Source organism: Rhizobium alarense (genome assembly GCF_021555155.1).
GTDB classification, from domain to species: Bacteria; Pseudomonadota; Alphaproteobacteria; order Rhizobiales; family Rhizobiaceae; genus Rhizobium_D; species Rhizobium_D alarense.
In genome coordinates, this window is record NZ_JAKGBU010000019.1 from 23,252 (window position 1) to 49,919 (window position 26,668).

General features: G+C 64.4%; 27 protein-coding genes. 10 read left to right on the top strand and 17 right to left on the bottom strand.

Annotated elements, in window-relative coordinates:
* The 4 genes from LXM94_RS08185 to LXM94_RS08200 form a co-directional block, all read right to left on the bottom strand.
* Positions 1-912 (bottom strand): ATP-binding cassette domain-containing protein (locus tag LXM94_RS08185; protein WP_235770673.1); only part of this gene is annotated, 912 nt, incomplete at its 3' end.
* A 72-nt stretch (positions 913-984) separates the two neighbouring features.
* Entirely contained in the window at positions 985-1,974 is a 990-nt protein-coding gene (locus LXM94_RS08190) for an ABC transporter substrate-binding protein (protein ID WP_235770675.1), read from the bottom strand.
* Positions 1,975-2,146: 172 nt separating this feature from the next.
* Positions 2,147-2,593, bottom strand: coding sequence for an RbsD/FucU family protein (locus tag LXM94_RS08195; RefSeq protein WP_235770677.1), 447 nt, complete (start codon positions 2,591-2,593; stop codon positions 2,147-2,149).
* A gap of 29 nt (positions 2,594-2,622) precedes the next feature.
* The gene (locus tag LXM94_RS08200) at positions 2,623-3,642 is read right to left on the bottom strand and encodes an aldo/keto reductase (RefSeq protein ID WP_235770679.1); all 1,020 of its coding nucleotides are present in this window, start codon (positions 3,640-3,642) and stop codon (positions 2,623-2,625) included.
* A gap of 214 nt (positions 3,643-3,856) precedes the next feature.
* Here LXM94_RS08200 and LXM94_RS08205 point away from each other — a divergent pair, with 214 nt between their 5' ends.
* The gene (locus LXM94_RS08205) at positions 3,857-4,735 is read left to right on the top strand and encodes a GntR family transcriptional regulator (RefSeq protein WP_235770680.1); all 879 of its coding nucleotides are present in this window, start codon (positions 3,857-3,859) and stop codon (positions 4,733-4,735) included.
* A 13-nt stretch (positions 4,736-4,748) separates the two neighbouring features.
* On the opposite strand, the gene LXM94_RS08210 is transcribed toward LXM94_RS08205, so the two are convergent.
* From LXM94_RS08210 to LXM94_RS08220, 3 genes are all read right to left on the bottom strand, one after another.
* Entirely contained in the window at positions 4,749-5,549 is an 801-nt protein-coding gene (locus LXM94_RS08210) for an aldolase/citrate lyase family protein (RefSeq protein ID WP_235770681.1), read from the bottom strand.
* 82 nt (positions 5,550-5,631) lie between these two features.
* Entirely contained in the window at positions 5,632-7,086 is a 1,455-nt protein-coding gene (gabD, locus tag LXM94_RS08215) for an NADP-dependent succinate-semialdehyde dehydrogenase (RefSeq protein ID WP_235770682.1), read from the bottom strand.
* Between the two features lie 54 nt (positions 7,087-7,140).
* Complete coding sequence (locus LXM94_RS08220) at positions 7,141-8,547, bottom strand: pyridoxal phosphate-dependent decarboxylase family protein (protein WP_235770683.1); 1,407 nt, start codon at positions 8,545-8,547, stop codon at positions 7,141-7,143.
* 155 nt (positions 8,548-8,702) lie between these two features.
* Here LXM94_RS08220 and LXM94_RS08225 point away from each other — a divergent pair, with 155 nt between their 5' ends.
* Both LXM94_RS08225 and LXM94_RS08230 read left to right on the top strand, forming a co-directional pair.
* Positions 8,703-9,305, top strand: coding sequence for a nitroreductase family protein (locus LXM94_RS08225; RefSeq protein ID WP_235770684.1), 603 nt, complete (start codon positions 8,703-8,705; stop codon positions 9,303-9,305).
* Positions 9,306-9,312: 7 nt separating this feature from the next.
* Positions 9,313-9,561 carry an Ada metal-binding domain-containing protein gene (locus LXM94_RS08230; protein ID WP_329605595.1) on the top strand — a complete coding sequence of 83 codons (249 nt, stop codon included), beginning with the start codon at positions 9,313-9,315 and terminating at the stop codon, positions 9,559-9,561.
* A 71-nt stretch (positions 9,562-9,632) separates the two neighbouring features.
* Here LXM94_RS08230 and gyrB read toward each other — a convergent pair whose 3' ends face one another.
* From gyrB to LXM94_RS08255, 5 genes are all read right to left on the bottom strand, one after another.
* A complete protein-coding gene (gene gyrB / locus LXM94_RS08235) occupies positions 9,633-12,068 on the bottom strand; it encodes a DNA topoisomerase (ATP-hydrolyzing) subunit B (protein ID WP_235770685.1) in 2,436 nt (811 codons plus the stop codon).
* A 131-nt stretch (positions 12,069-12,199) separates the two neighbouring features.
* Positions 12,200-12,580 carry a helix-turn-helix domain-containing protein gene (locus LXM94_RS08240; RefSeq protein WP_235770686.1) on the bottom strand — a complete coding sequence of 127 codons (381 nt, stop codon included), beginning with the start codon at positions 12,578-12,580 and terminating at the stop codon, positions 12,200-12,202.
* On the bottom strand, positions 12,577-13,146 hold the full coding sequence (locus LXM94_RS08245; RefSeq protein WP_235770687.1) for a Smr/MutS family protein: 570 nt from the start codon (positions 13,144-13,146) through the stop codon (positions 12,577-12,579). Before LXM94_RS08245 ends, LXM94_RS08240 begins: the two co-directional genes overlap by 4 nt.
* Positions 13,133-14,248 (bottom strand): murein transglycosylase A, encoded by a 1,116-nt coding sequence (mltA, locus tag LXM94_RS08250; protein WP_235770688.1) that lies wholly within the window; start codon positions 14,246-14,248, stop codon positions 13,133-13,135. Before mltA ends, LXM94_RS08245 begins: the two co-directional genes overlap by 14 nt.
* Positions 14,249-14,260: 12 nt before the next feature.
* Positions 14,261-14,965, bottom strand: a complete 705-nt coding sequence (locus LXM94_RS08255) for a Tim44/TimA family putative adaptor protein (RefSeq protein WP_235770690.1) — start codon at positions 14,963-14,965, stop codon at positions 14,261-14,263.
* Between the two features lie 125 nt (positions 14,966-15,090).
* Between LXM94_RS08255 and LXM94_RS08260 the strand changes: the two genes are divergently transcribed.
* Together LXM94_RS08260 and secB are read left to right on the top strand one after the other, a co-directional pair.
* Complete coding sequence (locus LXM94_RS08260; protein WP_235770691.1) at positions 15,091-15,582, top strand: FxsA family protein; 492 nt, start codon at positions 15,091-15,093, stop codon at positions 15,580-15,582.
* 69 nt (positions 15,583-15,651) lie between these two features.
* Complete coding sequence (gene secB, locus LXM94_RS08265; protein WP_235770692.1) at positions 15,652-16,134, top strand: protein-export chaperone SecB; 483 nt, start codon at positions 15,652-15,654, stop codon at positions 16,132-16,134.
* Positions 16,135-16,235: 101 nt separating this feature from the next.
* On the opposite strand, the gene dnaQ is transcribed toward secB, so the two are convergent.
* The 5 genes from dnaQ to LXM94_RS08290 are packed head-to-tail and all read right to left on the bottom strand — an operon-like array spanning position 16,236 to position 19,841.
* The gene (gene dnaQ, locus LXM94_RS08270) at positions 16,236-16,946 is read right to left on the bottom strand and encodes a DNA polymerase III subunit epsilon (protein ID WP_235770693.1); all 711 of its coding nucleotides are present in this window, start codon (positions 16,944-16,946) and stop codon (positions 16,236-16,238) included.
* Positions 16,939-17,544 (bottom strand): dephospho-CoA kinase, encoded by a 606-nt coding sequence (gene coaE, locus LXM94_RS08275; protein ID WP_235770694.1) that lies wholly within the window; start codon positions 17,542-17,544, stop codon positions 16,939-16,941. Before coaE ends, dnaQ begins: the two co-directional genes overlap by 8 nt.
* Positions 17,541-18,401: a shikimate dehydrogenase gene (locus LXM94_RS08280; RefSeq protein ID WP_235770695.1), complete on the bottom strand. Its 861-nt coding sequence runs from the start codon at positions 18,399-18,401 to the stop codon at positions 17,541-17,543. Before LXM94_RS08280 ends, coaE begins: the two co-directional genes overlap by 4 nt.
* Entirely contained in the window at positions 18,394-18,990 is a 597-nt protein-coding gene (locus LXM94_RS08285; RefSeq protein WP_235770696.1) for a Maf-like protein, read from the bottom strand. Before LXM94_RS08285 ends, LXM94_RS08280 begins: the two co-directional genes overlap by 8 nt.
* Before the next feature lie 29 nt (positions 18,991-19,019).
* Positions 19,020-19,841, bottom strand: a complete 822-nt coding sequence (locus LXM94_RS08290; RefSeq protein WP_235770697.1) for a pyruvate, water dikinase regulatory protein — start codon at positions 19,839-19,841, stop codon at positions 19,020-19,022.
* Between the two features lie 407 nt (positions 19,842-20,248).
* Between LXM94_RS08290 and hemE the strand changes: the two genes are divergently transcribed.
* The 5 genes from hemE (at position 20,249) to mnmG (ending at position 26,667) form a co-directional block, all read left to right on the top strand.
* Entirely contained in the window at positions 20,249-21,280 is a 1,032-nt protein-coding gene (hemE, locus tag LXM94_RS08295) for a uroporphyrinogen decarboxylase (RefSeq protein WP_235770721.1), read from the top strand.
* The gene (gene hemJ / locus LXM94_RS08300) at positions 21,277-21,816 is read left to right on the top strand and encodes a protoporphyrinogen oxidase HemJ (RefSeq protein WP_235770698.1); all 540 of its coding nucleotides are present in this window, start codon (positions 21,277-21,279) and stop codon (positions 21,814-21,816) included. Before hemE ends, hemJ begins: the two co-directional genes overlap by 4 nt.
* A gap of 190 nt (positions 21,817-22,006) precedes the next feature.
* On the top strand, positions 22,007-23,272 hold the full coding sequence (gene rho / locus LXM94_RS08305) for a transcription termination factor Rho (protein WP_235770699.1): 1,266 nt from the start codon (positions 22,007-22,009) through the stop codon (positions 23,270-23,272).
* Between the two features lie 83 nt (positions 23,273-23,355).
* Entirely contained in the window at positions 23,356-24,711 is a 1,356-nt protein-coding gene (gene mnmE / locus LXM94_RS08310; protein ID WP_235770700.1) for a tRNA uridine-5-carboxymethylaminomethyl(34) synthesis GTPase MnmE, read from the top strand.
* Positions 24,712-24,789: 78 nt separating this feature from the next.
* Positions 24,790-26,667 (top strand): tRNA uridine-5-carboxymethylaminomethyl(34) synthesis enzyme MnmG, encoded by a 1,878-nt coding sequence (gene mnmG / locus LXM94_RS08315; RefSeq protein WP_235770701.1) that lies wholly within the window; start codon positions 24,790-24,792, stop codon positions 26,665-26,667.
* Position 26,668 lies beyond the last annotated feature (1 nt).

The window sequence follows — 26,668 nt, forward strand, 5'->3', positions numbered from 1 at the left end:
GATCTCGCCGGCGCGGACCTGCAGCGACACATCCTCGAAACCCGGACCGGACAGTGCCTTCGTCTCGAGGATCACGCCGCCGAGCGGCACCTGTTCCTTGTGATAGATCTGTTCGATCGAGCGATTGATCATCAGGGTGATCAGCTCCGCCTCGTTCGTCTCGCCGATCAGCCGCGTGCCGACATGCGTGCCGTCGCGCAGCACCGAGACCCTGTCGGCGAGCTCGAACACCTCCTCCATGCGGTGGCTGATATAGACGATGGTGACGCCTTCGTCCTTCAGCCGGCGGATGAGCCGGAAGAGCTGTGCCGATTCCTGGCGTGTCAGATAGGCGGTCGGCTCGTCGAAGATCAGGAAGCGGATGCCGCGCATCGCCGCCTTGGCGGTTGCGACGAGCTGTTGCTGGCCGATCGTCAGGCTGCCGAGGCGCGCGGCGGCCGGCAGGTTGAAGCCGAGATCATCGAGCACCGCCTGCGCCGCGCTCTCCATGGCGCGCTTTCGCATCAGGCCGTAGCGGCTCAGCTCGTCGCCGAGGAACATGTTGGCGGCGACCGAGAGCTCAGGGCAGAGCACGACCTCCTGGTGCACGGCATTGATGCCGCGCGCGATCGCCTCCGTCGGCGTGGCGAGTGCCACCGGATGGCCGCACCAGTGAATTTCGCCGGCGGTGCGCCGGATGACGCCCGTCAGAAGCTTGATGAGGGTGGACTTTCCCGCGCCGTTCTCGCCGACGATCGCGTGGATCTCGCCGGACAGGAACGTGACGGTCGCGGGCTTCAGGGCCTCCACGAGGCCGTATTTCTTCTGCAAGCCCTTCAGTTCGAGGATCGGCTCGCCGCGCGCGACGGTGGCGCTCTCCGCGAGCCTGGCACTGTCGTCATGCCTGTGGCTCAGCTCTTCCAGGCTGCTCATGGCGTCGATCCTCCTCCGGCCGAAAAGTCCGCCCGGGCCGGGCCCGGGCGGATACTGTCAGGATGCGCGGGCTCAGTTGACCTTCGGGTTCAGCAGCGCGTCGATCTTCGGATCCGCCATGTTCGCCTTGGTCACCAGGTTGGCGCCGGTGTCGACGAAGGTCTCGACCTTCTCGCCCTTCGAGACGGCGAGCGCCGTCTTTACGCCGTCATAACCCATGCGATAGGGGTCCTGCACGACGAGCCCGGCGAGAACGCCCTCCTTGAGGAAACCGACCGTCTTCTCGTCGGAATCGAAGCCGATGACCTTGATCTTGTCGCCGAGCTTGTTTTCCGCGATCGCCTGGCCGACACCCTGCGCCATGATGAGATTCGAGGCAAAGACGCCGACGAGGTTCGGATTGGCGGTGATGAGGTCCGTCATCATATTCAGACCCGTCGTCGCCTGACCGTCGGCATATTTGTCGGCCACAACCTTGAAGCCAGGATATTTCGTGGCGATCTGGTCGAGGAAGCCTTCACGGCGCTGATCGAGCGAACCGACGCCCGGCAGGCTGGTGATGATGGCGATCTCGCCCTCTTCCTTGCCGCCCATCTCCTTGATGGCGGCGGCAAGCCCGTCGGCGGCGATGCGGCCGCCCTGGACGTTGTCCGTCGTCAGGAACGAGGTGAAGGCCTTAGAATCGGCACCCGAGTCGATGCCGATGATCGGAACGGACTTCGCGGCCTCGTCGACCGGCTTGCCGAGCGCCTTGAATTCCGTTGGCGAAATGACGACGGCTGCCGGGCTGCCGGCAACCGCATTTTCAAGGATCGTGATCTGGCCGTTGATGTCGGATTCGGACTGGGCGCCGAGTTCCGGAACGTTCACGCCGAGGTCCTTGCCGGCAGCCCGAGCGCCGGCGAGCACGATCTGCCAGTAGAAGGACGTGGTGTCCTTGACGATGATCGGGATGGTGACGTCCTGCGCGAACGAGGCGGCAGGGCTGGCGGCAGCCAGCATCGCCGCACCGGCAAGCACGGTGAAGGCACGGCGGGACAGAAGCGATTTTGCAATGCTCATGGGGTTCTCCTCTCGATGCACCCTGTCCTCCTCTGGGAGATCACGCCGCAAGGTGCAACAGCACGATCTTTTATAGATAAAAAACAATTACCAGGTCACGCTATAACAGCGCCGCTGGAAAAGCAAGGAACCGTTCCTCTTCGTCCGGCATCTGTCGCCCGTCTCCTCGCGGTCAGACCCGATGGATCTCGTGCGGATGCACGACACCCTTCTTCAGGATGATATTGCCATAAAGCCGGAATTCCGTCGTCGCGACAATATAGGCCGCCCTGCGCGCCATCTCGTAGAAGGCGAAACGCTCGACAGAATGGACCTCGAAGTCGCCGGCGAGCCGGTTCACCAGCGCCTGGAAGGTGACGCAGACCTCGGGCACGGCGTCCGGATCCCCGACCACCTGCATGCGCCAGGCCGCCTCCGGCACGAAGGTGTCGAGTGGCATATGGGCAAGGATCGCCTCGGTCATCGAGACCGCGTCGACGCCGTCCGCCCGGATCACCCTCGGCCCGAGGAAAGACGACGGAAAGTTGGCATCCGCGATGACGATGTCGTCGCCGTGGCCCATGGTGCGGATCGCATGCAGGAGCTCGGGCCCGAGCAGCGGATGGATACCCTTCAGCATGGATGACGTTCCTCCCTCGTCTGTCTTCGCTACTGGCGGACGGCCTCGGCGCCGAGCGCCGGGGCAACCAATGTCTCGGCCGCGAAAGCGTCAAAAATGTCGGCCGGCAGGTCGATCCGCGTCAGTTCCATGTTGCGCATCAGGCTCGCGGGCTTCGCCGTGCCGATCAGCACCGAGGCAACCTGCGGATGGGCGAGCGCGAACTGCATGGCGATGGCGGCGAGAGGCACGCCGTAGCCCGTCGCGATCTCCTCCATGCGGCGGACCTTGCCCAGCACCTCCTCGTCGGCCGGCATGTAGTCGAAATGCGCGCCCTCGACGGCGCCGGTCGCGAGAATGCCGGAATTGAAGACGCCGCCGACCACGACCGACGTGCCCTTGTCGGCGCAGAGCGGAAGCAGTTCGGCAGCAGCCGTGCGGTCGAGCAGAGTGTAGCGCCCGGCGAGCAGGATGCAGTCGAGCGGCGCGCGTCTCAGAACGTCGAGGCAGACCGGCACTTCGTTGACGCCGAGGCCATAGGCCGCGATCACGCCGCCGCGTTTCAATTCCTCCAGTGCCTTCAGTCCACCGTCCATCAGATTCCGGAAATGCCGCGCATTTTCTGTGGCGCCGTGCGTGTAGGCACCGATGTCATGCACGTAAAGCATGTCGATGCGGTTGAGGCCGAGGCGCGCGAAGCTCAGATCGAGGGACCGCATGATGCCGTCATAGGAATAGTCGTAGCGCACGTCGAAGGGCAGCGGATCGACATAGCCGTAGCTCGGCACCTTGTCGTCCGCGACGGGAAACATGATGCGTCCGACCTTGGTGGAGAGCGCGAACGAACCCTTCGCCTTGTCACGCAGGAAATCGCCGAGGCGCCGTTCCGCGAGCCCGAAGCCATACCAGGGCGCGGTATCGAAATAACGCAGGCCCTCGTCCCAGGCCGCGTCGAGCGTTTCCATCGCCGCGTCGCGCGAACAGGCCCGGTAGAGCCCGCCGAGCGCGGCCGTGCCGTAGCTGTATTCGCTCACCGACAGGCCGGTCGAGCCGATCGTTCGACTGTGCATCCATCCTCCCTGAACGGCTTCTCCGAACCGCTATTTTGTCTTTTATCGACAATAGACAGATCGCCGTCAATGGCTATGATGCGAAGGACGCCCACGGAACGAAGGGGCGGATCGGGGGAAACATGGGAATGACCGCAGAGATGCCCGCCGGGCCGGTGGAACGATCGCCGATCGCGCTCTAGAGGATCGTTGACACACCGACCGGCGGAACACCATGGCCAAGCAGAACACCGTCTTCAAGGAAGCCTTCAACCGCTGTCTGGACATTCTCGCGGGCAGCGACACGCTGCCATCGGAGCCGGAGCTCGGGGCACGGCTCGGCGTCAGCCGCACGACGATCCGATCGATCCTCGCGCGTCTCGAGGAGATCGGGCTTCTGACCTGGGACAAGCGGACCAAGGTGGTGCTGCGCAAGCCGGTGCCCGGCGATTTCTTTCCGGACGACGAGACGGATTCGCTTGCCGAGATCATCGAACGCAGCTTCATGCGCCGCATCCTCGCCGGCGGCGCGCAGCCCGGCATGCAGATCAACGAGCTGGAACTTGCCCGCGACATCGGCACCGGCACCACGAGCGTGCGGGAATTCCTCATCCGCTTCAGCCGCTTCGGACTGATCGAGAAGCGGCCGAACAGCCACTGGGTGCTGAAGGGCTTTACCCGCGAATTCGCGCTCGAACTGACGGAGGTGCGCGAGATGTTCGAGTTGCGCTCGGCCGCCGCCTTCGCCCACCTGCCGGAGGATCATCCGGCCTGGCAGGAACTCGACGCGATCGAGGCCGTGCACCGGGCCATCCTCGCCGACATCGACATCCGCTACGGCGAATTTTCCGAACTCGACGAGCGGTTCCACCTGCTCGTGCAGAAGGCCTCGAAGAACCGCTTCATCATCGATTTCTACGACATCATCGCCATCGTCTTCCACTATCACTACCAGTGGAACAAGGCGAATGCCCGCACGCGCAATGCAAACGCGCTCGCCGAACATCTCGTCTACATCGACGCGCTGCGCTCGCGTGATCCGCAGAAGATCGAGGCGGCCTGCCGCGCGCATCTGAAATCCGCGCGGGAGACCCTGCTCCAGTCGATCAATTGAAACCTTTGCCGGCTCAGTAGCCGCCGCCTTGCCGTTCGGGCACCGTCTCGCCGAGGAAGTCCCGGCGCAGACCGTCGACCGCTTTCGTCAGGCAGCTGACATCGGTGCCGATCGCCAGGAAATCCGCCCCCATCGCGCGATAGGCCCGCGCCTGGTCGAGCGCCACGGACATGCTGCCCCGCGCCTTTCCCTTGGCGGCAATGCGCCGGAACGCGTCTTCGATGGCGGCCTGCACGGGCGCGGCGCCGGGCTGACCGAGATGCCCCATGTCGGCCGCCAGATCCGACGGGCCGATGAACACGCCGTCGACGCCATCGACGGCGGCAATCTCGTCCAGATTGTTCATGCCCCGGCAGGTCTCGACCTGCACGAGGAGGCAGATCTCCGCATTGGCCGTCGCGAGATAGTCCGGAATGCGGTTGAAGTCGCTGGAGCGGCCGAGGCCGGCTCCGACGCCGCGGATGCCGTCCGGCGGATAACGGACGGCCCGCACCAGGGCGCGGGCTTCCTCCGCGGTCTCGACCATCGGGACGAGGAAGGTCTGGGCACCCTGGTCGAGCAACTGCTTGAGATACCAAGCCTCGCCCATCGGGGGGCGCACGATCGGGTGGCTCCCCCTGCCCCGCAGCGCGCCGATCTGGGCGCCGATGCGGGGCATGTCGTTCGGCCCGTGTTCACCGTCGATCAGCAGCCAGTCGTAGCCGCTGCCCGCGAGGATCTCCACCGCATAGGCGCTGCCGAGCGCCGCCCAGAGGCCAAGCTGGAATTCGCCGCGTCCAAGCGCGGCCTTGAAGGGGTTTTTCGGAGCAGGCATCACACTGTCTTTCGGCCGGGGCTTTCGGCTGGCGGTGGTCTTCCTCGCCGGCCGGCTGCCGGCGAGGCCAGCAATGTCCGGATCAGGCAATGCCGCCGAGGCAGACATATTTGATCTCGGTGAACTCCTCGATGCCGTAGCGCGATCCCTCTCGGCCGAGGCCGGAGAGCTTGACGCCGCCGAAGGGAGCTTCCGCGGTGGAGATGAGACCGGTGTTGACGCCGACCATGCCGTATTCCAGTGCCTCGGCAACCCTGAAGACGCGCGCCAGATCCCTGGCGTAGAAATAGGAGGCAAGGCCGAACTCCGTGTCGTTGGCCTGGGCGATGACATCCGCCTCGTCCTTGAAGCGGAAGAGCGGTGCCACGGGCCCGAAGGTTTCTTCGCTGGCAACCGCCATGTCGGGCGTCACGTCGGCAATCACGGTCGCCTCGTAGAAGGTGCCGCCGAGCGCATGGCGCCGACCGCCCTGCACGACGCGACCGCCCTTCGAAAGCGCGTCGGCGACGTGTTCCTCCACCTTCTTCAGCGCCGGCTCGTCGATCAGCGGGCCGAGGATGACGCCCTCGTCGAAGCCGTTCCCGGTCTTCAGCTTGCCGACGGCTCTGGCGAGTTTGTCCGAGAAGGCATCGTAGACAGCCTCCTGCGCATAGATGCGGTTGGCGCAGACGCAGGTCTGGCCGTTGTTGCGGAACTTGGCGATGAGCGCGCCCTCGACCGCGGCATCGAGGTCGGCATCGTCGAAGACGATGAAGGGCGCATTGCCGCCGAGTTCCAGGCCGAGCTTCTTGATGGTCGAGGCGCTCTGCTTGTAGAGTTCGGCACCGACCTCGGTGGAACCGGTGAAGGTCAGCTTGCGCACGATCGGGTTGGCCGTCATCTCCGCGCCGATTTCGCGGGCCGAACCGGTAATGACGCTGAAGAGGCCGGAAGGAAGCCCGGCCCGCTCGGCAAGAACGGCGATGGCGATGGCCGAGAACGGCGTCTGCGACGCCGGCTTCAGCACCATGGCGCAGCCGGCGGCGAAGGCCGGCCCGGCCTTGCGGGTGATCATGGCGTTCGGGAAGTTCCAGGGCGTGATTGCCGCCACGACGCCGATCGGCTGCTTCATGACGAGGATGCGCTTGTCCGGCTGATGGCCCGGCACGATGTCGCCATAGAGGCGGCGCGCCTCTTCGGCGAACCACTCGACGAAGCTTGCGCCATAGGCGATCTCGCCCTTCGCCTCGGCGAGCGGCTTGCCCTGTTCCATCGTCAGGATGCGGCCGAGATCGTCCTGGTTCGCCATCATCAGGTCGAACCACTTGCGCAGAATGCCGGACCGTTCCTTGGCCGTCCTCGCAGCCCAGCCCTTCTGCGCCTTCTCGGCGGCAATGATCGCCTCCCTGGTCTCGGCGCCGCCGAGCTTCGGCACATGCCCGATCACCTCGCCCGTCGCCGGGTTCGTCACCGCGATGCCGCTTGCGGCATCCGCGTCGATCCAACGGCCACCGACAAGCGCGGCATTGCGGAGAAGGCTCGGGTCTTTCAGGCTCATCGGTCGGTCCTCGCTGCTGTCGGTTCACCCGGACGGGCGCCGTCGTTTTCCCGGTTATATTGCCTTGCGCGCCAGTTCGACAACGACCTTGAAGGCCATGTCGGCATCCGCTTCGGTCATCTCGAACTGGCCTGCCTGGAACCGGATCGCGATATGGCCGTCGACCCGGGTCTGAGTCAGGTAAATCCGGCCGTCGTCGTTGATGGCGCTGACGAGCGCGAGGTTGCGCGCATCCGGATCGCCATCGCCGCGGTGCCGGAAGGTGAAGAGCGACAGGACCGGCGCCGTGACGATCTCGAAATCCGGCTCCGCCGCAAGCCGCACCGCAACCCCGCGCGACCAGTCGACGTGGTTGCGGATCATCGCCTTCAGCCCCGACAGGCCGTGGTAGCGGAGCAGGAACCACAGTTTCAACGCGCGAAAGCGCCGGCCGAGCGGCACGGACCATTCGGAATAGTTGATGACGCCGTCCTTGCCGTAGGTCTTGAGGAACTCCGGCTGGATCGCCAGCGTGCGCACCAATTCGCCGGGATTGCGGATGAAATGCGCGGAACAGTCGAACTGGGCGCCGAGCCACTTATGCGGATTGAAGACGACCGAATCCGCCTCCTCGACGCCCTGCCACAGGGAGCGGAACTCCTCGCAGATCATCGCCGCACCCGCCCAGGCGGCGTCGACATGGACATAGAGGTCATGCCGTTTCGCAACGGCGACAACCGCGGCGATATCGTCACAGGCACCGGTGCTGGTTCCGCCGGTGCAGGCGATGACGCCAGCCGGTCGGTAGCCGGATTCGACGTCCGCTCGGATCGCCGCATCGAGCGCCTGCGGATCCATGCCGCGCAGCGGTCCGGTGACCGGAACCCGCACCAGGTTCTCCTCGCCGATGCCGGCGATCCAGATCGCCCGGTCGATCGACGTGTGCACTTGGCCGGACGCATAGATGCGCAACCGCGGAGCGTCCGTCAGCCCCGTCCTGTTGCCTCCCCATTGCAGGGTGCGCTCGCGCATCACCAGCACGGCGGCGAGCGTCGCGGACGAGGCCGAATCCTGGATCACGCCGGCGAAGGCGGCCGGCAGGCCAACCGCCTGACGCAGCCAGTCGAGCATCTTCGTCTCAAGCTCGGTCGCCGCCGGCGAGGTCTGCCACAACATGCACTGGGCCGCCATGGCGGTGACGAGATATTCCGCCACGACCGAGACCGGCGCGGCGTTGGCGGGGAAATAGGCGAAGAAGCGCGGATGCTGCCAATGCGTCATGCCGGACGGGACGATCGCCTCGAAGTCCGCGAAGATCCGTTCCATCGACGTGCCCTCTTCCGGCGGAGCGGACGGGACCAGTGCCCCAATCTCGCCCGGCACCGTCTGCGCGCGGACCGGCCGGTCCCGCAGTGATGCGCGATAGTCGGCCCCCCATTCGGCGGCCCGTTGGGACCAGATTCGAAACGTCTCCTCATCCATCAGCCGCTCCTTCCTGCTTGAAAGGCAACTCGCGCTTGCCGATACTGCCCGCCGTGCGATCCCCATGCCTATCGGGCAAATCATCTCGCCACAACAGCATTTACCGGATCCCGTGCCCGCAGGGCCGCGCAGCCGGCACAGGAAAGGATTACGCCTTGACCACCAGCAACAGCCGCACCGCCGACCATGCAATCGACACCCTCTTTCTCGACCGCTGGTCGCCGCGCGCCTTCACCGGCGAAGCAATGCCGCAGGAGGCGCTCGCGACGCTCTTCGAGGCGGCGCGCTGGGCACCCTCGGCCGGCAATGGCCAGCCCTGGTTCTTCGTCTACGGCCATCGCGGCACGGACGCCTTTGCGCGCATCTACGAGACGCTCGACGACGGCAACCGGCGCTGGACGGACAAGGCTTCCGTGCTTGCGGTCATCCTGTCACGCACCCATCGACGCGCCGCGAACGGTGAGCTTCGTCCGATCTACACCCACGCATTCGACACCGGAGCGGCCTGGCACGCGCTGGCGCTGCAGGCGACGCTTTCCGGCTATCACGCGCATGCCATGGGCGGCATCGACCGCGAGGCGGCGATGGCGGCGCTCCAGGTGCCCGACGGTTTTCGGGTGGAAGCGGGGCTTGCGATCGGCAAGATCGCACCCCGCGAAACCCTGCCGGAAGACCTTGCGGTGCGCGAGACGCCGAGCCAGCGCAAACCGGCGTCCGAATTCGCCTTCGAGGGTTTTTTCACCGGCGAAAAGCCATAGGTGATCCATGACGACCGACGCCGCCGCAGTCCTGCCCTTCGATGAGGAAACGCTCTGGGAATTCATGTCCGCGCGGGACGCGAGCCGGGCCGGCTCGTTCTTCTGCGCGGTCAGGACGACCGGCATCTATTGCCGGCCCGGCTGTCCGGCGCGCCTTCCCTTGCGGCGCAATGTGAGCTTCCACGCCACGGCGCAGGACGCCGAACAGGCCGGCTTTCGTGCCTGCAAGCGATGCCGCCCAGGCGCAATACGCTGAGGGGCACATCTGACGACAGCGAAGCCCCGCCTCCTTGCGGCGGCGGGGCTTCAGCGCGGAAGAGGCCAACGTCAGATGTCGAGATTTGCCACCGACAGCGCGTTTTCCTGGATGAAGTCGCGACGCGGTTCGACCTCGTCGCCCATGAGGCGTGAGAACAGGCCGTCGGCATCGGTCGCATCCGTAACCTTGACCTGCAGCAGCGATCGCACATTCGGATCGAGCGTCGTCTCCCAGAGCTGCTCGGCGTTCATTTCGCCGAGACCCTTGTAGCGCTGCATGGACAGGCCTTTGCGGCCGACCGCGAAGATCGCGTCGAGCAGCGCGCGCGGACCACTGATCTCCGTGATGCCGTCCTTGCGCTTGAGCTTGGGCGGCGGCGCATAGATCTCCTTGAGCTTCGGCGACAGATGGTCGATGTGCCGTGCGTCGGACGATCCGAGCAATGCCATGTCGAGATGCGCGAATTCCTTGACGCCCCGCACCATGCGTTCGAATGTCAGGCCGCCGTCCGCAGAGACGGACCCGGTCCAGCCGCGCTCCGTCTCCTCCGCGATCAGATCGAGGCGCACGGCCACCTCCTCGGCCTTGGCGGCGAAGGCAACGCCGTCATGGCTGAGTTCGAGATTGAGCGCGCCGGCGATCGCAGCCTGCTCGACGATCGAGCGGCTGTAGCGGGAATGCAGTCCGTCGAGCAGCGACCGGAGCTTCAGCGCATCCTGCACGACCTCGCGCATGTCCGCGCCGGCCCGCACCTCGCCGGAACCGAGCTCCAGCGCCGCCTCATCCAAGCCGGTGGCAATCAGGTACTCTTCGAATGCCTTCTCGTCCTTCAGGTACTGGCCGGACTTGCCTCGCGACACCTTGTAGAGCGGAGGCTGGGCGATATAGAGGTGGCCGCGTTCGATCAGCTCCGGCATCTGCCGGAAGAAGAAGGTAAGCAGCAGGGTCCGGATATGCGCGCCGTCGACGTCGGCGTCCGTCATGATGATGATCTTGTGGTAGCGCAGCTTGTCCGGATTGAATTCATCCTTGCCGATCGACGTGCCGAGGGCGGTGATCAGCGTGCCGATTTCCTGGCTCGACAGCATCTTGTCGAAACGCGCCCGCTCGACATTGAGGATCTTGCCACGCAGCGGCAGGATCGCCTGGCTTTCCCGTGACCGCCCCTGCTTTGCCGAACCGCCTGCCGAATCACCCTCGACGAGAAAGAGTTCGGACTTTGCCGGATCGCGTTCGGAACAGTCCGCGAGCTTGCCGGGCAGCGACGAGATGTCGAGCGCGCCCTTGCGGCGGGTGAGTTCGCGCGCCTTGCGCGCCGCCTCGCGGGCGGCAGCGGCTTCCACCACCTTGCCGACGAGCGTCTTCGCATCGCTCGGATGCTCCTCGAACCAGATGCTGAGCGCTTCGTTCACGAGGCTCTCGACGACCGGGCGCACCTCGGAGGAAACCAGCTTGTCCTTGGTCTGGGAGGAGAACTTCGGATCGGGAACCTTGACGGAAAGCACGGCCGTCAGACCCTCGCGGCAGTCCTCGCCCTGCAGCGTGACCTTCTCCTTCTTCATGATGCCGGAACTGTCGGCATAGGAGACGACCTGACGCGTCAGTGCGCCGCGGAAGCCGGCCATGTGGGTGCCGCCGTCGCGCTGCGGGATGTTGTTGGTGAAGCAGAGCACGTTCTCGTGGTAGCTGTCGTTCCACCACATCGCCACCTCGACCGTGATGCCGTCCTTTTCGCCGCGAATGGCGATGGGCTTGGAAACCAGCGGCTTCTTGGCGCGGTCGAGATAGATCACGAAGGCCTCGAGCCCGCCCTCGTACATCATCTCGGTCTGCTTGACGTCCGAATGGCGGCGGTCGGTCAACAGGATGTGGACGCCCGAATTGAGGAAGGCGAGCTCGCGCAACCGGTGCTCCAGCGTCGCGTAGTTGAACTCGATATTGGAGAAGGTGTCGGACGAGGGGAGGAAGGTGACTTCGGTGCCCGTCTCGCTGCCGCAATCGCCGGTGACGACCAGCGGGCTGTCGGCGACACCGTGCGTGAAGCTCATCTCGTGGATCTTGCCGCTGCGGCGGATCTTGAGTTTCAGTGCGACGGAGAGCGCGTTCACCACCGAGACGCCGACGCCATGCAGGCCGCCGGAAACCTTGTAGGAGTTCTGGTCGAACTTTCCGCCGGCGTGGAGCTGGGTCATGATGACCTCCGCCGCGGAGACGCCCTCTTCCCGGTGGATGTCGGTCGGGATGCCGCGGCCGTTGTCCGTGACGGTCACCGATCCGTCCGCATTGAGCGTCACGGTAACGATGTCGGCGTGCCCGGCCAGAGCCTCGTCGATCGCGTTATCGACCACTTCGTAGACCATGTGGTGCAGGCCGGAGCCGTCGTCCGTGTCGCCGATATACATGCCTGGCCGCTTGCGCACGGCGTCAAGGCCCTTCAGAACCTTGATGGAGTCAGCGCCATATTCGGCCGGGCCGCCATTTTCGGTCACGGGAGTATCGGTCATACGGGGTCTTTCCAGGGTTTACGACAAAGCGGATTCCAGACGAATCAGCGCTTTCACAGACATTGCAAATATAGGGTTTCCACCCGCAAGTTCCAAACCAAGAAGCCTGAAATGCGGCAGAAAACCGGGGATCATTCGGAATTTCGACGCGAATTGCAGGCCTTCTCGAGAATACCCGCCAGGCGCCGCACGGTTTCGGGCGGGAGGTCGCGGATTTCGGCGGCAAGCCGGTTGGCGAAGGCGGTGTATTCCGGCGGCAGGCCGGCGGTGTCGACCACCACGCGCGGGTCCGAGATGCGGGCGATGCGGAACAGTTCCTCCGCCTCGTCCCAGATGATGTTGAAGTAGCCGGCGATACGCTGCAGGAAGTCGAAGCTCGGCATGCCGCGCCGTCCGTGTTCGAGCGCGGAGAGATAGGCAGCGCTGACACCGAGCGCTTCGGCCATGTCCTTTTGCGACACGCCCTTGCGTTCCCTCAGATGCCGCACCGCGAGGCCGAAGGGCGTTGTCATCGGATGGCTCCGCCCTGCCTGGCGAGTCGCACATAGAGCGCGCCCTCGCCGCCGTGATTGCGTGCCGCCGGCTCGTAGGAGGAGATCAGCGGCCGGAATTCAGGGAGCGAGAACCACAGCGGCACCGCGCGCTTCAGCGCTCCGTCGCTGCCGATCGAGCCGCCCTTGCCGGTGATGACGAGGACATGGCGCAGGCCCCGATCGTGCGCGCGGATCAGGAAGCCCAGCAACAGCCCGTGCGCCTCGCTCTGGATCATGCCGTGCAGGTCGATTCGCGCCTCGAGCGGCAGCCTTCCCTTCGCGATCTTGCGCTTGACCGGCAGTTCGAGCGGGTGGTGATGCTTCACGCCGCCTCGAGATTCCTGCGTCAGTTGTACCCCCGCCGGTGCCGGACGGGGCGGCGCCGTCTTCATGGCCACCAGCCTGTCCCGTTCGGCCGCTTCCTCCGCGAGAACCGCCTCGAAGTCTTCGAGTGCCTCTTCGCGTCCCGGCAGCGGGCGGGTGCTGCGGGCGACTTTTCCCCAGAGGATGCGATCTTCGCGGCTGAGGTCCTTACCCTTTGCCATGGCCGAATCTCTTCGCCGCCGCGCGGGGGATGAGGATGTGGAAGTGCGCCGCGTTGCGCACATTGCCGGCGAGCACGCCGGCCGCTTCGCCCGATCCGATGAACAGATCGCCGCGGGCCGGTCCGGTGATCGCCGTGCCCGTGTCGAGCGCCAGCATCAGCCGGCGGAACGGCCTCCCCCGATCGATATGGGTCAGGCTGTCGCTCGCGATGTGGAACGGTGTGCCGAAGGTATGGATCAGCCGGTCGACGGCCAGCGACCGCCCCGCGACGAGCGGCACCTTTGCCGCTGCGACCGGGCCGCGCGACAGGTCCGTCACCGGCGCCTCGCGGAAGAAGATATACGACCGGTTGTGCCAGAGCACATCATCCGCCCGGTCCGGATGCGCCGCAAGCCAGGCACGGATCGACGCCATGGAAACGGTTGCAGCGTCGATCTCGCCACGGTCGATCAGCAGCCGACCGATCGGCGAAAACGGGTGGCCGGATTTTGCCGCATAGGTGATTCGCAGCACCCGGCCGTCGGCGAAGCGGAGCCTTGCGGCCCCCTGGATATGGGCGAAGAACACGTCCACCCGGGAGCGCGCGAAGGCGATCTCCAGCCCCCGACCGGCAAGATGGCCCTCATCGATGGCGCGCCGGTCGGCATATTCGGCGACCGTCTCGCCGTCGAGGCGCCCGAAGGCATAGGATGCGTCAAGCGTTGGCGGGCGATTCGTTTCGTCGAGATCGATCAAATCGTCGGGCCGGCGATAGAACGGGTGGCGGTATTCAGCGTCCGCTTCCGCGCGGACTTCAACGTCCGGTTCATAATAGGCGGTGACGAAGCCCGACGGCACTTCCGCCGGTTCGATCAGGAAGGGCGTGAACCACGTTTCGAAGAACACCCTCGCCGCTGCCGCATCGGCTGGCGGGTTCTCGTCGGCGGCAGCGAACGCCGGCAGCAGATCGTCCGCGGTCACGCCGAGCGAGCCGGTGCGATAGGGTTTCACGTGAATCACGTGGCGCCGACAATCGGCCATCGCCGGAAAAAGCGGGGACGGATCATCCTCCGGCCAGCCCGGAAGTTCTTCGTAGCGGACCGGGCGCAGGCGGAAGTCCATGAGCGCTCCGGCTCAGCCTTCGGATTCGGTGGCGATCAGCTTCCAGTTGGGGTCGCGCGAGCGCACGTCGCGCGAAAAGGTCCAGATGTCGTTGACCTCGGCCACGGCCTCCGCGTCCCCGTCGATGAGCGCACCGGCCTTGTCATAGGTCGCCGAAATGAGCTGGCTGATGATGCGCAGCGTGATGTTGACTTCCTGGTCCTTCACTTCGGCGGCCACGATGTCGGCCTTCTCGATGCCGACGAAGCTCGACTTCACCACCTCGCCGCGCGCTTCGCGTTCGCCGATCGCAGCGTCGAAACCGTCATAGACCTCACGTGAAAGCAGGTTCTTCAGGGTCTTCCGGTCGCCGTCGGCAAACGCCACGACGATCATCTCGTAGGCCATGCGGGCACCATTGACGAATTCCTTCGGCTCGAAGGACGGATCGGAGTCGACAACCTTGCGCAGCGAGCCGTTGACCGGCGTGCCGGCGGGCGCAAAGGCGTCCACGGCGGCATAAGCGCTTTCCGTCTCTTCCGCTCCATCCCGGCGGGGCAGGGTGATCACCTTGCCGCGATCGGCCGAATCGGCGGATTCGACCGTCTCGCGCTTGGCATAGGGATCGAAGGGCGGCCTTTCATGCCCGGTGCGGCGCCCCAAAACGTTGCGCAACTGCAGGAAGATGACCACCGCCGCAACCAGAAAGAAGATCGTTACTATGTCAAAAGAGTCCATATCCGTCCGGAACCGCCGTTCTTATTCTTGTCAGCTTCCCATATAGTCCGCAAAAGCCCATCATTCAAATAGCGAAGCCGTGCCCATGTCCGCTTTCTGTCAGACGGCCGGCGCACCGGAGAACCATGCTGAGACTTCTCATCCCCTTTGCCGTCCTGCTTCTGCCGCTCGCCGAGATCGCCTGCTTCATTCTCGTCGGGCGCCGCATCGGGCTTTTCCCGACGCTTGGCCTCGTCGTTCTTGCCGCCGCGGCGGGCATCGTCCTGATGCGCATCCAGGGCTTCGGAGCCCTGATGCGGCTGCGACAGAGTGCGGCAGAGGGCAAGGCGCCGGGCCGCGAGATGCTCGACGCGGCGATGATCGTGCTCGCCGGCCTGCTGCTGCTCATCCCCGGCTTCCTCACGGACATCGTCGGTCTGCTGCTGTTCCTGCCCCCGGTGCGACAATGGATGTGGAATCGCCTGATCCGCAATGTCGTGATCGTGACGCCGGGCGGCAGCCGCGGCGGATGGCACGCGACACCGGAGCGGGATCCGCGCACGATCGATCTCGACAGCGACGAGTTCCATCGCGACGCGGCGCGCGGTGACCGGCCCGGCGCCGGCCGGCCGGACTGAGGGCCGCAGGGTTGTAAGCCGGGATGGCAAGTGGTAGATGGCCAGCAGCTTTGACCTTGAGGACGTGCAATGACCACCGACGCAGCAACCGGCAACCAGGCGGCGACCCCGTCGCTCAGCATCCTGGCGCAGTATGTTAAGGACCTTTCCTTTGAAAACCCCGGTGCGCCGCGTTCGCTGCAGGCCCGCGAAAACGCGCCGTCGATCAACATCAGCGTCAATGTCAACGCCAATCCGCTTTCCGAAACGGAATATGACGTCGTGCTCTCCCTGAACGCGGAAGCCAAGGACGGCGGCAAGATGCTGTTCAATGCCGAGCTCTCCTATGGCGGCGTTTTCCGTGTCACCGGTTTCCCGCAGGAGCACATGCTGCCGGTCCTCTTCATCGAGTGCCCGCGCCTGCTCTTCCCGTTCGCCCGTCAGATCGTCGCCGACGCCACCCGCAACGGCGGTTTCCCGCCGCTGATGATCGACCCGATCGATTTCGCCCAGATGTTCCAGCAGCGCATGACCGAGGAACAGGTGAAGGCTCAGGTCTCCAAGACCAACTGATCGCTTCCGAGCACACGGCAAACGAACGCCCGGTCCATATGAACCGGGCGTTTTCTTTTGCGATGCCTCAAGCGCGCGCGAAGCCGTGGCGGCCGACCGGCCTAATCCGCTGCATATTTGTTCCAGATCGCCTTGTCGCCGATCGTGGCCACCATCGCGGCATGAGCCTCGATTTCCGCGGGGGACAAACGGGGCGGAAGCGGAGTTGGCCGCACGGCGAGCGGCGCCACCGTCTCCTCGCTGGAGGTCTCGCCGCCGGGGCCGCGCGTCACCTCGGCCGACGTCAGGCCGAGCGCCGCCTGCCTGCCGCCGATCATCTCGATATAGACTTCCGCGAGCAGTTCCGAATCGAGCAGCGCGCCGTGTTTGGTACGATGCGAATTGTCGATGCCGTAGCGCCGGCACAAGGCGTCGAGGGAGTTCGGCCCCATCGGGTGCTTGCGACGCGCCAGCGCCAGCGTATCCGTTACCCGCTCATTGCCGATCGGCGGCAGGCCGAGCCGCTCGAATTCGGCATTCATGAAGCCCATGTCGAAGGTGGCGTTGTGCGCCACCCACTTCGCGTCGCCGAAAAAGGCGATGATCTCTTCGGCAACCTCTGCAAAGGACGGCTTGTCCTTCAGGAACTCATCCGTGATGCCGTGCACAGCGAGTGCATCCGGATGCACTTTCCGGTCGCCCGGATTGACGTAGAGATGAAGAGTGCGCCCGGTCGGGAAATGATTGTCGAGTTCGATGCCACCGATCTCGATGACGCGGTCGGCGCGGTTGTCGAGGCCGGTCGTTTCCGTATCGAAGATGATCTCACGCATCGGCGTTCCCGTCCTCCCGGCGAAGCAGGATTGCAACTATGTCTTTGACCTGTTTTCGGGCATGTTCAAGCCCCCTGTCGCTGTCGACCACAAAATCGGCGCGCGCCCGCTTTTCCGCATCCGGAATCTGCCTGGACAGGATCGCCCGGAATTTCTCCTCGGTCATGCCCGGTCGCGCAAGCACGCGCTGACGCTGAACCTCCGGCGGGCAGCTGACAACGGCGACCTTGTCGACCCGTCGTTCGCCGCCCGTCTCGAAGAGCAGCGGAATGTCGAGCACAACGAGCAGGGCGCCGGCAGCACGATGCCGTGCGAGAAAATCCTCCTCCTTCCGACGCACCAGCGGATGCACGATCGCCTCCAGTTCGGTGAAACGGCCGGGTGCCTTTTCCAGCGCGCGCGACAGGGTGTTGCGGTCGACGACGCCGTCCGTCACCGCCTCAGGAAACAGCCGACCGACCGGCTCAACCGCCTCGCTGCGGTAGAGCGCATGCACCGCCGCGTCCGCGTCGTGGACCGGAACACCGAGATCGGCGAACATGGCAGCCGTCGTCGATTTTCCCGTGCCGATCGATCCCGTGAGCCCGAGCACGATCACGGATGCGCCTCCATGTCGTCGATGACCATCTGGCGAAGCGTTTCGTCGACTGTCGGCCGTCGGCCGAACCACCGCTCGAAACCCGGTGCCGCCTGATGCAGGAGCATGCCGAGGCCGTCGACCGTGCGGAAGCCCTCTTTCTCCGCCTGATCCAGGAACGGCGTCTTCAGCGGGACGTAGACGATGTCGGTCACCGTGGCTTCAGGAGCGAGGCGGTCGAACGTGATCGAAGGCGCCTCGCCACCGTCCATGCCGAGCGATGTCGTATTGACGAAGAGCCCCGCTCCGCCCATCACCTCGGAAAGCGCGCCCAACGGATGTGCATGTACGCTCCGTCCGAAACGGTCGGCGAGTTCACGTGCGCGCTCCTTCGTCCGGTTGACCACATGGATCTCCCGGAAGCCGCGGTCGCGTACCGCCTGGATGACGGCGCGGCTCGCCCCGCCCGCCCCGAGAATCACGGCCCGGTCGTGGCCGTCCCATCCCGGCGCACGTTCGTCCAGATTGGCGGCGAAGCCGATGCCGTCCGTGTTGGTCGCATGAAGCCGACCCTCGTCAAACCAGAGCGTATTGGCCGCGCCGAGTTCCTCGCTCACCGGGTCGGGACGATCGGCCAGGCCATAGGCCGCCTCCTTGTGCGGAATCGTCACATTGCCGCCGCAGAAGGGCGTCGTGCCCTCCTTGAGCTCCGAAACAAAAGCGGCAAAGGCGGCGGGCGCCACCTGGTGGCGGACATAGCTGCCGGCGAGATCGAGCGTCTTCAGCCAATAGCCGTGGATCAGCGGCGAGCGGGAATGTTTGACCGGAAAGCCGGTAACGAAGGCGCACGGCCCCGTTGTTTCACGTGAATCATGCATCGATCGCCCCGAGGGATCTGAGTTCGGATAGAAGCGGCAGCATCGGCAGGCCGAGGATGGTGAAATAGTCACCCTCGATCGCCTGGAAGAGTTGAATGCCCTCGCCTTCCAGCTGATAGGCTCCGACACTTGTCAGCACCCGGTCGCCGACGCGCGCCAGATACCGGCCGATGAAATCGTCGGAGAGCGGCCGCATCGTCAGCCGGGCGATGGCGACGTGGCGCCACAGCGTCTCGTCGTTTCGCACGAGGACGACGGCGCTGTTGAGCTGGTGGGTGCGACCGGACAGGGCATGCAGGTGGCTCCTCGCCTCATCCAGGCTCGCCGGTTTGTGGAAGACCCGCTCGTCGAGCGACAGGGTCTGGTCAGAACCGATGACGATCGCGTCCGGGTGTTGCATTGCGACGGCACGCGCCTTCGCCTCCGCAAGACGCAGCGCGACCGTTCCCGGATCCGGCCGTTCCGCCGCCATCGCCTCTTCCAGCGCCCGTTCGTCGATTTCCGCCGCCCTGGCGCCGAAGGCCAGGCCGGCATTCTCCATCAGTTGGCGGCGGAAGGGACTCGCCGACGCCAGGATGATCCTGTCCATGTCTGTCTCACTGTTGGTCGACGGCGGGTCTAGCGGAGCTTGGGGCGGAGGGCAACGATGGCGGCGGCCGTTTCCTCGATCGAGCGGCGCGTCACATCGATCACCGGCCAGTTGTTGCGGGCGAAGATCGAGCGGGCGTATTTCAGCTCCTCGGCGATCTGCGCCCGATCGGTATAGTCGTCGCCCTTGAAACCCTTCGCCGCGCCGAGCACCCGGTTCTCGCGCACATGCGAAATCCGGTCCGTCGTTGCGACCAGGCCGACGATCAGCGGACGCTTCGCGTAAAGCACCCGGTCCGGCAGGGAGACACCGAGCACGATCGGCACGTTGGCGGTCTTGATGCCCCGGTTGGCGAGATAGATGCTCGTCGGCGTCTTGGAGGTCCGGCTGATGCCGAGCAGGATGACGTCGGCTTCCTCGAGGTCGACCGGCAACTGGCCGTCGTCGTGATCCATCGTGAAATTAAGCGCATCGATACGTTTGAAATAGTCCGCGTCCATCACGTGCTGAGCGCCGACCCGGCGCCGCGACGGTGCACCGAGATAGGACTGGAACAGGTCTATGACGGGTTCCAGCACCGAAACGCAGGGTACTCCCATCTCCCGGCAGCGCGCATCGATCGTCTCGGAAAGCTCCCGGTCGACGATCGTGTAGAGCACGATGCCGGGCGCGCCGTCGATCGCGTCGAGGACCGGCATGAGCTGCTTGCGGTTGCGGATCAGCGGATAGACGTGCTCGAGCGCCTGCGAGGACTGGAACTGCGCCGCAGCCGCGCGGCCCGCCGCAATCAGGGTCTCTCCGGTCGAATCGGAGATGAGGTGCAGGTGGAAATAGTTTTTGCCGTTCTCCACAATATCCTTCCCCTGCTGTTGATAGAGCGGGACGGGGAGAGCTAAAGGCGACACGCGCCCGGAGGCAAGGGGATAACCGCCGATTTTTCCACATCCGGTACCCCTGTGGTGCGCGTTACGGGTGGCTTTGTGGATAAGGTCCGTCGGCAGACATAATGTCGCGCGTCTGCACAGGCCATCCACAACAAAGCCGTTTCGCGTGCACGATTGAAGACCTTGATTCGATACGGAGATTCCGCGTCGTCCACATCGATGCGGAGAAATGCGGCCGGACAATGCGTGCGGAGGAGAAAAACGCCATCGGAGCAGCTCGTCTGTGGACGGGATTTAATCCTTGATAGTCACCGACTCTAAGAAATAGAAACCCTTTTAAAATCTCTTCTTTTAGATTGGAAACGATGGTGCCGATTGCCGAAAATCGCTCGCTCCTTCAGGTTTTGAATGGTAAAACCGTCACTCCACCACCCCTCTGGCTGATGCGGCAGGCGGGGCGTTATCTTCCGGAATATCGCGAAACACGGCGGACGGCCGGCAGTTTCCTCGATCTCTGCTATTCGCCGGACCATGCGGTGGAAGTGACGCTACAGCCGATCCGGCGTTACGGCTTCGACGCCGCCATCCTCTTTTCCGACATTCTGGTGATACCGGATGCGCTGGGTCGGAACGTGCGCTTCGAGGAGGGCGAAGGCCCGCGGCTCGATCCGCTGGCAAGCGAGGAGATCGGCAAACTGGACGGTTCCGGGATGCTGGATCATCTGGCACCGGTGTTCGAGACCGTGCGGCGACTGCGGCGCGCCTTGCCGGCGGAGACGACGCTGCTCGGTTTCTGCGGTGCGCCCTGGACCATCGCGACCTACATGATCGCCGGCCGGGGAACGCCCGACCAGGCCCCGGCGCGGCTGTTCGCCTATCGCGAGCCGGTGGCTTTTGCGAAGCTCTTGGATCTTATCGCGGACCTTTCCGCCGACTACCTGGTTGCGCAACTGGAGGCGGGCGCTGACGCCGTGCAGATCTTCGACAGCTGGGCCGGCGTGCTCGGCGAGGATGAATTCGCGGCTTATGCGACGGGACCGGTTCGCCGCATCGTGCAGTCGGTACGGAGCCGCAGGCCGGACGCGAAGATCATCGCCTTCGCGAAGGGTGCGGGCCTGCAGCTGAAGGGCTACAGGCAGGCGACGGGTGCCGATGCCATCGGGCTCGACTGGACCGTGCCGCTGTCGTTTGCGGCCGAGTTGCAGAAGGACGGTCCGATCCAGGGAAATCTCGATCCGCTGCGCGTCGTTGCCGGCGGGACGGCGCTGACGGAGGGGATCGATCGCATCCTCGATCGCCTCGGAAACGGGCCGCTGATCTTCAATCTCGGCCATGGGATCACGCCACAGGCGGATCCGGACGTGGTTGGCCGACTTGTCGAACGCGTGCGGAGTTTCGGGCGATGAGGGAGCGGCAAACGGACGAGAGCCCGGGACGCCGGGCACGGATCCGGGCCGCGACGGCGGTCGCGATCTTCTGTCTCGTCGCGGCAGGGCTTTTTGTCGCGCCGCCGGACGATCTCTACCTGTGGGCAAAGGCGCTGCATCTCATCGCCGTCATCTCCTGGATGGCAGGACTGCTCTATCTGCCGCGGCTTTTCGTCTACCACACGGACCATGCGCCGGGTTCGCCTGCGTCCGAGACCTTCAAGGTGATGGAGCAGCGGCTCTATCGGGTCATCATGACGCCGGCCATGATGCTCGCATGGCTTCTCGGCCTCTACCTTGCCTGGACCGTCTACGGCTTTCACGGGGGTTGGCTGCATGCCAAGCTTGGGTGCGTCGTAGCGCTGACGGTGGTGCATGTGCATTTCGGGCGCGCTGTTCGGGCCTTCGCGGCCGATGCAAACCGCAGGACGGGGCGGCAATGGCGGCTCTGGAACGAAGTCCCCGCCCTGTTGATGATTGCGATCGTCATCCTTGCGGTCGTGAAGCCGATCTAGGGGCAGCCGATGGCCGGACGCATAAATTAGCTGATTTTGCAGGAGGGCCTTGCGGTGTCCGGCCTTAGTCGCTATTTTCCGCGCATCTCTTCTTCACGGCATGTGTATTCGCTCAGAAACTGCCCTCTGGCGCAGTTTGGTCTTGACCCGCACGCCTCCGTTCCCATCCCTTATCCCGCATGGTCTCTTCATGGCTGAAATGAAGCTACAAGAACTCAAGAACAAGACTCCCACCGATCTTCTCGCCTTTGCCGAATCCCTCGAGGTCGAGAACGCCAGCACCATGCGCAAGCAGGAACTGATGTTCGCGATCCTGAAGATGCTGGCGACGCAGGAGATCGAGATCATCGGTGAAGGTGTCGTGGAGGTGCTTCAGGACGGTTTTGGCTTCCTGCGCTCGGCCAATGCGAACTACCTTCCAGGTCCGGACGACATCTACATTTCGCCGTCCCAGATCCGCCGCTTTTCGCTGAAGACGGGCGACACCGTGGAAGGACCGATCCGCGGACCGAAGGAAGGCGAGCGCTATTTCGCGCTGCTCAAGGTCAACACAATCAATTTCGACGACCCGGAAAAGATTCGCCACAAGGTGCATTTCGACAACCTGACGCCGCTCTACCCGAATGAGCGGTTCAAGATGGAGCTCGAAATCCCGACGTCGAAAGATCTCTCGCCGCGCGTCATCGATCTTGTCGCGCCGCTCGGCAAGGGCCAGCGCGGGCTCATCGTCGCGCCGCCGCGCACCGGCAAGACGGTTCTGCTCCAGAACATCGCGCATTCGATCACCGCAAATCACCCGGAATGTTATCTCATCGTGCTGCTCATCGACGAGCGGCCCGAGGAAGTGACCGACATGCAGCGTTCGGTGAAGGGCGAGGTCGTGTCGTCGACCTTCGACGAACCGGCCACGCGCCACGTCCAGGTCGCCGAAATGGTCATCGAGAAGGCGAAACGTCTTGTCGAGCACGGCCGTGACGTCGTCATCCTGCTCGATTCGATCACCCGTCTCGGACGGGCCTACAACACGGTTGTCCCGTCATCCGGCAAGGTCCTGACAGGCGGCGTCGACGCCAATGCCCTGCAGCGACCCAAACGCTTCTTCGGCGCGGCGCGCAACATCGAGGAAGGCGGCTCGCTGACGATCATCGCGACGGCGCTGATCGATACCGGCAGCCGCATGGACGAGGTGATCTTCGAGGAGTTCAAGGGGACCGGCAACTCGGAAATCGTGCTCGACCGGAAGGTGGCGGACAAGCGCATCTTCCCGGCAATGGACATTCTGAAGTCCGGCACGCGCAAGGAAGACCTGCTCGTGCCGCGCCAGGACCTGCAGAAGATCTTTGTTCTTCGCCGGATTCTGTCGCCGATGGGCACCACCGACGCAATCGAATTCCTCATCGACAAGCTGAAGCAGACGAAGACCAATGGCGACTTCTTCGAGTCGATGAACACCTGATATTTCGATAGCCGGATTCGACCCATGATCCCGCGGCACGATTGTGACCGCGGGATTTCCGTTGGAGGCGAGGCGGCGAAATCATGGCCTGGAGCAACCATCGGACCGAACGGATGACACGGGAACGCAGCGATACCATTTTCGCGCTGTCGAGCGGCGGCCTGCCATCGGGCGTCGCCGTCATTCGGATCAGCGGCGCGGGCTGCCGGGAGGCGCTTACCGGACTGACCGGTTCGGTCCCGCGGGCGCGAACCGCGGCGCTGCGATCGATTCACAATCGAAACGACCTTCTGCTCGATCGTGCGCTGGTTCTGTTCTTCGCCGGCCCGCATTCCTTCACCGGCGAGGATTGCGCCGAATTGCAGGTGCATGGCGGTCGGGCGTCGGTGAAGGCGGTGCTGGATGCGCTCGGGTCATTCGACGGGTTTCGGGAAGCGGAGGCCGGTGAGTTCACCCGCCGGGCCTTTCACAACGGCAAGCTTGACCTGGTGGAGGTGGAAGGTCTGGCGGACCTGCTGGCTGCCGAGACCGAGATGCAGCGGCGACTTGCGGTGGAACATGCGACCGGCGCACTGTCCGCGCTCTATGGCGTTTGGGCAAGGCGGCTTGTCCATGCGCGGGCGATGATCGAGGCGGAATTGGATTTCGCCGACGAGGAGGATATTCCCGGATCCGTTTCGGATACGATATGGACTGACCTGGCGCAGCTGACGACCGAGATCGACGCGCATGTCGTGGCGGGTACCGTCGGAGAAGTCATCCGGGATGGCCTCCGCATCGTCGTCGCCGGTGCGCCAAATTCCGGAAAATCAAGTTTAATAAACTACTTATCAGGAAGGGATATTGCGATTGTAACGGATATCCCGGGCACGACCAGGGATCTGATCAGTGTCGACCTCGATCTGGCCGGCTATCTGGTGCGATTGACGGACACGGCGGGTTTGCGGGAAACGGAAGAACCGGTGGAGCGCGAAGGCATTCGTCGGGCACGCACGGCCATTGCCGAGGCGGACCTGGTAATTGAACTTTCGGATGATTGGTCCGGACCGACGCTGAGCACCGGGCCGGGACGGGAGACGCTGCGGGTGTTCAGCAAGGCGGATGGCGGTGTGCAAGGAGGTCGACCGGACTGGGCGGACCTCGCTATTTCGGTGCATACCGGCTATGGTATGGAGGATTTGTTGGCCGCTCTGCGCGTCCGGCTGCCCGCGGCTGCAGATGGCCATGCCATGGCTTTGCCGACGCGACGGCGGCACATGGCGTGCCTTGCGGACGTTGTTCGGGAGATCGGCGCGGCGGATGTCGTGCGCCGCCAGGGACTGGACCTGGCGGCGGAACATCTTCGGCGCGCGACGGATGCGCTTGGCCGATTGACCGGCCGCGTGGATGTTGAAGACCTTCTGGACGTGATCTTTTCGGAGTTCTGCATCGGTAAGTGATTCACGTGAAACAACAATGCACGTCTGGCGAGTCTGGTGCGATGTTTCACGTGAAACGATTCCTGGGATAGGAGTGACATGAAATACGACGTGGTTGTCATCGGCGGTGGCCATGCCGGTGTGGAGGCAGCATCCGCAGCTGCACGCATCGGGGCGAGAACCGTATTGCTGACGCATCGACGGGACACGATCGGCGTGATGTCCTGCAACCCGGCTATCGGAGGTCTCGGCAAGGGCCATCTGGTGCGTGAGGTCGACGCGCTCGACGGCCTTATGGGGCGGGTGGCCGATACGGCGGGCATTCAGTTTCGAATGCTCAATCGCCGGAAGGGACCGGCGGTGCGCGGACCGCGCACACAGGCGGACCGCAAGCTCTATCGCCGTGCCATGCAGGAAGTCGTCCTGGCGACCGACAATCTGGATGTGGTTGAGGGAGACGCGGCGGATCTCGTCCTACAGCAGGGCGCGGTGTGCGGCGTGCTGACTGCGGATGGCCGTCGGCTGGCTTGTGGCGCTGTTGTTTTGACCACTGGAACCTTTCTTCGCGGGCTGATCCACATCGGCGACCGAAAAATCCCGGCCGGCCGCGTCGGGGAGCAGCCGTCGCTCGGTTTGTCGGCAACGTTGGAGCGTGCCGGCCTGCGGCTGGGCCGCCTCAAGACCGGGACCCCCGCGCGTCTCGACGGACGCACGATCGATTGGCAGGCCGTTGGCCGCCAGGCGGCCGATGACGAGCCGGTGCCGTTTTCGTTCATGACAGACCGAATCCTTGTCCCGCAGATCGAATGCGGCGTGACGCGCACCACGATGGCGACTCATCGGATCATCGAGCAGAATATTGGGCGGTCGGCGATGTATTCGGGGCAGATCGAAGGCGTCGGTCCCCGCTACTGCCCGTCGATAGAGGACAAGATCACGCGATTCGGCGAGAGGGACGGACATCAGATATTCCTCGAACCGGAGGGACTGGACGACGACACCGTCTATCCGAACGGCATTTCGACGTCGCTTCCGGAGGACGTCCAGGAGGCCTTTATCCGGACCATCCCCGGACTTGAGACCGTTCGAATTCTTCAACCCGGTTACGCCATCGAATATGATCATGTCGATCCGCGTGAACTGACCGGCGGACTGGCGGTAAAGAGGATTCCCGGGCTGTTTCTGGCCGGCCAGATCAATGGCACGACCGGTTATGAAGAAGCGGCCGCGCAAGGCATTGTGGCGGGCCTCAATGCGGCGCGGCTGTGCGGGGACTTGCCCCCGCACGTCTTCAGTCGAACCGACAGCTACATCGGCGTCATGATCGATGACCTGACGTCGCGCGGCATCACGGAACCATACCGGATGTTTACCTCCCGCGCTGAATATCGGCTGTCGTTGCGCGCGGACAATGCAGATGTTCGTCTGACGTCACTCGGCGCGACGCTGGATCTGGTGCAGTCGGCGCGTATGCACAAGTTTGGCGACTGGATGACGGAGATGGACGCCGGTCGCGAGCTGCTGCAGACGCGAATGATGACGCCAAACGAGGCTGCGTCGTTCGGGTTCCGCCTCAATCTCGATGGACAACGGCGCAGTGCCTATGAGTTGCTGTCGCACCCGGATATCGATCTCGTTCGTCTGGCCGCTGTGTGGCCGGAGCTCAGGGCGCTCGGCGGCCGCGCCCGGGAGGCGCTGGAAATTGAAGCGCGTTATGCGGTCTATCTGGATCGTCAGGCAAGCGACATCGCCGATGTTCGGCGCGAGGAAGCACGCAGAATACCGGACGACTTCGACTTTCATGCGCTGAGCGGTCTTTCGATCGAACTTCGCCAGAAGCTCACTGCGGCACGGCCTCCGAACGTTGCACGTGCGGCAGCGGTCGACGGCATGACTCCGGCTGCTATTTCTTTGTTGCTGGCCGTGCTTCGCAAGCGGGGCTCTCATTCGCCGGCCTTGCTGTCGACGGCGGTCTAGA